Origin of the sequence: Nostoc sp. NMS7 (assembly GCF_017115085.1) — a bacterium.
In the GTDB taxonomy this organism is placed as follows: Bacteria; Cyanobacteriota; Cyanobacteriia; order Cyanobacteriales; family Nostocaceae; genus Nostoc.
In genome coordinates, this window is sequence record NZ_JABXKJ010000015.1 from 1 (window position 1) to 5,410 (window position 5,410).

The window sequence follows — 5,410 nt, forward strand, 5'->3', positions numbered from 1 at the left end:
AACCAAATATTTTGCTGATATAATCCTGGTTGAATCTGCGGTTTAGTAGGGCCTTTGGGTCTATCCTTGTCTGTTCCCTTAAAACTGCTTACGGGGAGAATTATGTCTATTTTTGGTTTGCTCTTGGGATCTGCATATTCTATTTCATCTAAGTTGTATGGTCGGAATATTCCTTTGCCAAAACGATATTTAGTTGTATCCTCTCCAACTCCATTCACCCAACCAAATCGATGCTGAATTACACGATAGTTTTTATCTGCTTGGGATTCTCTTAAGGTTACTTTGTCATAGAGTTGTGTTGAAATCTGCCCATAACAGTCACCGACTAGTTTATATGCCAAATCATTTGATAATATCCCTCCATTTTCACCCCTGTTATCAGTAGAATCATCTACTACCAGAATGTTTAGCTTTTCGTAAATCGCATTTTTACAAGCACCAAGGAAGATGGAACCATAAGCACCTCGGTCTTTACTATCTGGACAAATTTTTTGAATCGTTTCTAAGCATTCTTTTTCTCCATAAAGTAAGCGAGTTTTTGAAGATAATAGTAAAATGTGTCCATCTGGATGATTTTTTAACTCTTCGTCTGTACTGTATTCATCTGAATCTCCAAAGGAGAATTTTTTATCAGGAAAGTAAAATTCCAGTAAAGTATTACTGAGATTTTCAGTTAAAATAGTTTGGCGCTCATCTGTATAAATCCATTGATTGAGCCTGGGATCAAAATGTTTAATTTCCAGAGTCATGGTTTTCAGAAGTTAATAAAAATTAGTTAATATTTTGAGAGGTTTGTATGTCGAGAATTAAGCGTTGGATAAATATGCATAAGAAAGAATTCAATACAGATGGAACTTTAAAAGATGAAGTAAGACAACAAAAATTATCTCTTGGGGCAAATCCAGAAGCAGTCGATGACTACGCTCGTAGAGTAAAAGCGAGATACGACGAGTGGAAACACTTGGATGAGACTGATCCAGAGCCGTGGCTAATCTACACAGCCTACGATTTCTTTAGCGAACAAGAGAAAAGGGAATTTAACCCTGACGGTTCGCTTAGACCTGAATATGTAGAATACGCTCGTCAAATTGGCATCAGTGAAAGTGCCCTAGAACAGCTTGAGTGGCGTAAGAAAATCGAGGTTGATGATTACAACAAAGTGTCTGCTAAATACGCAGAAAAGGGTATTAATTTTGGTGCATGGCAGATGAGAGGAAGGATTGAAGATAACAGAACCTACGCCCAACGCCGGATTCAGATGGAACAAGACCTGCGGAACTTTGAGGATGCTGACAGCTTACCTTTCGATAAGGACACCTCCTATTAAAGTAGGTGAGGTTAGGCTGTAAAGAAAGTTTTTATCCATCAAATACAGTGATTTTATCTGGATATGTGAAAAAAAGCGATACCTACGGCGGTTACGCATCGTTAAGTAAAGCAGCGATCGCAGTTTCATAAATTGCGATCGCCTGTTGATAAGTTTCTAACGTCTTTTGCTCCTGCATAAAACTAATCCGCTACTAAATATTAAGGTTTCTTGTCACATAGCTCTTTGATAAAAGCATCAATCGCTTTCGCTGCTGAGGACTATCTAGACTTTCTGGAATGCAACTCAGAGCAATACAAAACATACTTGAAAACCTGACTAAAAATACAGATATCCAATGGCTTCAAAAGCTTGTAGGGAATGACTTATACCTGACTAAAAAAATTGCTTAGAGGAGAATTAACAGTATTTTCTCCTCTAATAAATTAATTATCTGCGCCGTTTAGGTTTACTCTTATTGCGCTCATACTCAGCAATAATATCCTTGGTCTGTTGTGGAAGAATCACACTTTTATTGTTAAATCGCATTTGATATACCAGATAACAGGGACTTTTGCGATCAGGACAGGAAAGATTTGTTGGCAGATTAATGATTGTTACTCCTGCAAAAGTCGCAGAAGCTAACATGGCAGAGCCAAAAAAGAAAATACCAGAGCGGCCAGAACCGACCCAACCACCGAGCCAAAAAACAAGTCCTTTGAACTGTTCAAAGCGTTTTTGACGAAGTTTTTGACGTTCTAGTTGTGCTTCGTTCCATGCCTGTATTTTTTCCAGCTTGTGGGCAGCTAATTTATTGGCTTTAGCATCGGAGGCTTTTTCGACTTGAATATCAATAGTGCGTTCTTTGGCTGCAATTTCTTGTTTTAATCGGTATTCGTTCCATTCTCTAATGCGTTGGGCGACAGCATCGGCGTGGGCGAAGAAGATGGTAAGGGTGTCGTCTCCCAAGTCACTCCAGATAACTGTAGCCTCTGCTGCTTTTTTTCGGCGATTCTCGCCATGATTCTTTCTTCTAATTGAGCGAAGAGGTTATTTTCAGAATCGCTCTGTTGTAATTTCAGTGCAACATTTTTAAGGTAAAGTGATTGAACTAACTCTGGGGCTTCTTCAGCCTGAGCAGCAGTAATTTTATCAATCAAGCTAGATAAATCTTCTCTTGCCGCTACAGCTTTTTCACTAACATTCTCAATCACTGCATCTAATTTTAATTGTTGAGAATTTTCGCTTTTACCTAGAGTTGTTAAGCTGGCTGCAACTTCTTCAAAGGATTTGTTTTGCTCTTTTATTGATTTGTAGGTTTCAAGAAAGCGTTCGCACTCATCTGGGCTATACTCATCTTGCTCAGATAGTTCGCAGACTTGGAGAATTATTAAAGCCTGAGAAAGTGCGATTTTATAGCCGATTTCACGAGCAATAACTAGTAATTCAGTGATATCTAATGGTAATTGGGCTTTCTACCTTGTTTTTTCCCCCCATTCTTCGTTGACGACGAGGAATTGCCCTGAGTTTCTGACAGTGCATTGTCAACAACTGGAGATAATAGAGCCATTACTTCCTCGTCAGTTCCACCCTGCTCAATTAAAGTGCGACATTCACGAAACCTGTCTGCATCATTCTCGGTATATGACTCTTTTTCAGGTATCCCACTCAAGCGTAAAGTCCGGCTAATTTCGGATGGTGAGAGGTTGTTAAAAAGTTCTTGTGGTTGATACATAATCATGAATTCCTATTTAGATAAAGTTGAAAAAGGATTTAACCAGTCAACTTTTAACTGTCTTTGTTCTGTTGCGGGAATCTTAGATGGTTCTGTTGCGGGAATCTTAGATAGTTCTGTTGCGGGAATCTTAGATGGTTCTGTTGCGGGAATATTGGATGGAAGGGAAAGTGATGAAAGTGAATTTCTGTCTACTGCAATCATCGTGGCTGCCTGAGACGGGATTTCTCCCAGCAGTCCCATCAGATATGAAGAGTGAAGTTGAAGGCGGTAAAGACAAGCACGAATGTGTGGTTCTAAATCTACGGGTTGCTCTTCAGCTTGATAGGCTAAAGGAAGCCAATAGCTGCTAATAGCAATCATCACCATATCCTTAGCAGGATAAAGAGTATTTCTCGAGTTTAAATACTTAAACAGCATTGCTTCGGGGCTATCAGCCTTAACTCTACTTCGTAAGCGAAACTCAACATCTGAAAACATTGCTAATATTCCTTTAAAACGAGCAAATTACTAGGACGCACGATGGTTTGAAATAGCTGATGTAGCGTTTTGATAACGGAATAATCCGTATACATCCGTGAAACGTAAGCACAACGCATCTTTTTTAATCGGCAGGTTAAAAGCCAAGCGCACATCCTCTTCTAATTCTGCCGCCCATGAAATCTCGGTATAAGTAAATAAGTTTTTCAACTCAGCAACTAAATATTCCGATGTTCCCCCACCAATAATTACTTGCTGAATATCAACAGGAATATTCATACTCAGCCAAATAGATACTTTATTCCAGTATTCTTTCCGAGATAACTCCGCTACTTCAACAATTTGTGCTACTTCCTCAGCTTTAAACTCAGCATTCTTACTCCGAGCCAAGGTGTTAAAGTATCTCGGTTTTAACGCTGAACCTGATAGATGAACAGCCTTTAACAAATCATGTAAGTTCTGTCCTGATGTTCGGCTTTTGATTCTCTCCAGCATCCAGGCTAAACCCAAACCTTCTGTTTTTCCAGTTGATATACCACGCTCAAAGATTACGGCTGATATATCCCGAAATCCCAGCATCACCACAGCAATGTTCACTTTATTAAAATCTGTGCCGAGTTTTTTACTTCGCGTCAATACCAGTCCCCCACCCTCCGGCAAACACTGAAAGCTGATCAGATTTACACAAAATTGTTGACCTCGAAAGCTAAAGCTAGACAGTGCCTTGGTTAAACCCATCTCCAATCTTTCCCTGTCTTCCCACTCCCCATAAGGCAACAGCAGTCCCAACGATAAATCAAGGTTGGACTTCAATCCTTCTCTAATCGCTATTGCCCCCACTGCTGCCAAAGTTTTTGGAATCGCGTTCTCATACTTGAGTTCTAAAAAATTGATTCGCGCTTCAAAATACTTTTGGGCCAAAAACCCAACCGCATAATATTCTCCGTTTAACTCTATCCAAGCCTCATTCTCTGGATTCGGCCGATTAATTTGCCCAGACTCATATAAAGAGAGCGAGTCTCTAGAAATCTTAACTAACTCTGGCTCCATACACAGCAATTCTGGCTTAGAAGACATGTCCAAGGAAACACGATAAACCATCTTCGTCATTGAAGTTCCTGGATCAAGGCTCAACATTAAATCCACAAAAAATTTCCCCTGTTTTTCACTCTTTATCAAGAATTATTCCTAAAAAGCTAAAGCGCCTATCCCGTAATGATTTCAGCATTTGTAAATAAAAATTAGGAACCATTACAATTGCACTTTTATTTCACTGATTTGTGCATTTTCCGGAAAATCGCCTAAGTTTCCAATCCTCACCAATCCTCACTAATTCTCATCAATTTATCCCAATATATCCCAATGTCCCACTCCACAAATTCAAATTCATCGCTGATGTTATTACATATTAAACATCATCTAGTAACCAATTATCATTAGCTTAATAAAACCCAATAGTTCCCGGAACTTCCCGGAACTTCTCGGAAGTCACTCGATTTATCCCCATCTTTTCCTACTAATTTAAAATACGCTTTAGAGGGTCTAAGCCCTGGAATCCATCTTTTTCTGACGCACAGTACGCCATATTTGGCGGAAAGAATGTTCGCTTTTTTTGCTATATTAAATATCAATTATCTATCGGAAAAAAAGTTGAAGTCCAAGAATCACGAAAATCTTTTCAGTCGCCATCAAGCACCACTAAGTTTGATGACGGGGATTGATTTTGACTTCAATACTTATTGCAAGGGTGATTATCTTGCCAACAGAGAAAATAATCAGAATTTCTTGACGAGAGTAGGTAGCACCAACAGATGGAATAGAACAAGGATTAACTTTTGTAAACCCCATCCGAGAGGTGAGCAATGCTGACAGCTGCTAACGTGTCCTCG

General features: G+C 39.3%; 8 protein-coding genes and 1 pseudogene. 2 read left to right on the top strand and 7 right to left on the bottom strand.

The features are described 5' to 3' along the window. Nucleotides 1-749: pseudogene (locus HWQ38_RS01235) on the bottom strand (hypothetical protein); the annotation flags it as partial. Nucleotides 750-796: 47 nt separating this feature from the next. Here HWQ38_RS01235 and HWQ38_RS01240 point away from each other — a divergent pair. Together HWQ38_RS01240 and HWQ38_RS01245 are read left to right on the top strand one after the other, a co-directional pair. After that, a complete protein-coding gene (locus tag HWQ38_RS01240) occupies nt 797-1,327 on the top strand; it encodes a hypothetical protein (protein WP_292789385.1) in 531 nt (176 codons plus the stop codon). A gap of 5 nt (nt 1,328-1,332) precedes the next feature. Next, nucleotides 1,333-1,458 (top strand): hypothetical protein, encoded by a 126-nt coding sequence (locus HWQ38_RS01245; protein WP_292704499.1) that lies wholly within the window; start codon nt 1,333-1,335, stop codon nt 1,456-1,458. A gap of 298 nt (nt 1,459-1,756) precedes the next feature. Here the strand turns inward: HWQ38_RS01245 and HWQ38_RS01250 are convergent, their stop codons facing one another. The 6 genes from HWQ38_RS01250 to HWQ38_RS01275 all read right to left on the bottom strand — a co-directional run bounded on the left by HWQ38_RS01250 (nt 1,757) and on the right by HWQ38_RS01275 (nt 5,369). Next, nucleotides 1,757-2,275 carry a hypothetical protein gene (locus HWQ38_RS01250; RefSeq protein WP_292789386.1) on the bottom strand — a complete coding sequence of 173 codons (519 nt, stop codon included), beginning with the start codon at nt 2,273-2,275 and terminating at the stop codon, nt 1,757-1,759. After that, nucleotides 2,191-2,520, bottom strand: a complete 330-nt coding sequence (locus tag HWQ38_RS01255) for a hypothetical protein (protein ID WP_292789387.1) — start codon at nt 2,518-2,520, stop codon at nt 2,191-2,193. The genes HWQ38_RS01250 and HWQ38_RS01255 overlap by 85 nt, the downstream gene beginning before the upstream one ends. Before the next feature lie 242 nt (nt 2,521-2,762). Further along, complete coding sequence (locus tag HWQ38_RS01260) at nt 2,763-3,041, bottom strand: hypothetical protein (RefSeq protein WP_292789388.1); 279 nt, start codon at nt 3,039-3,041, stop codon at nt 2,763-2,765. Between the two features lie 12 nt (nt 3,042-3,053). Then, nucleotides 3,054-3,521 (bottom strand): hypothetical protein, encoded by a 468-nt coding sequence (locus tag HWQ38_RS01265; RefSeq protein WP_292789390.1) that lies wholly within the window; start codon nt 3,519-3,521, stop codon nt 3,054-3,056. A gap of 30 nt (nt 3,522-3,551) precedes the next feature. Further along, entirely contained in the window at nt 3,552-4,700 is a 1,149-nt protein-coding gene (locus tag HWQ38_RS01270) for a ParM/StbA family protein (RefSeq protein WP_292789392.1), read from the bottom strand. A 519-nt stretch (nt 4,701-5,219) separates the two neighbouring features. Then, nucleotides 5,220-5,369: a hypothetical protein gene (locus tag HWQ38_RS01275; RefSeq protein WP_292789394.1), complete on the bottom strand. Its 150-nt coding sequence runs from the start codon at nt 5,367-5,369 to the stop codon at nt 5,220-5,222. Nucleotides 5,370-5,410: the final 41 nt, after the last annotated feature.

Excerpts from the sequence above, each read along its gene's own strand:
- HWQ38_RS01260 (WP_292789388.1), bottom strand. The coding sequence starts at position 3,041 with ATGTATCAACCACAAGAACTTTTTAACAACCTCTCACCATCCGAAATT.
- HWQ38_RS01275 (WP_292789394.1), bottom strand. The coding sequence starts at position 5,369 with ATGGGGTTTACAAAAGTTAATCCTTGTTCTATTCCATCTGTTGGTGCT.
- HWQ38_RS01265 (WP_292789390.1), bottom strand. The coding sequence starts at position 3,521 with ATGTTTTCAGATGTTGAGTTTCGCTTACGAAGTAGAGTTAAGGCTGAT.
- HWQ38_RS01240 (WP_292789385.1), top strand. The coding sequence starts at position 797 with ATGTCGAGAATTAAGCGTTGGATAAATATGCATAAGAAAGAATTCAAT.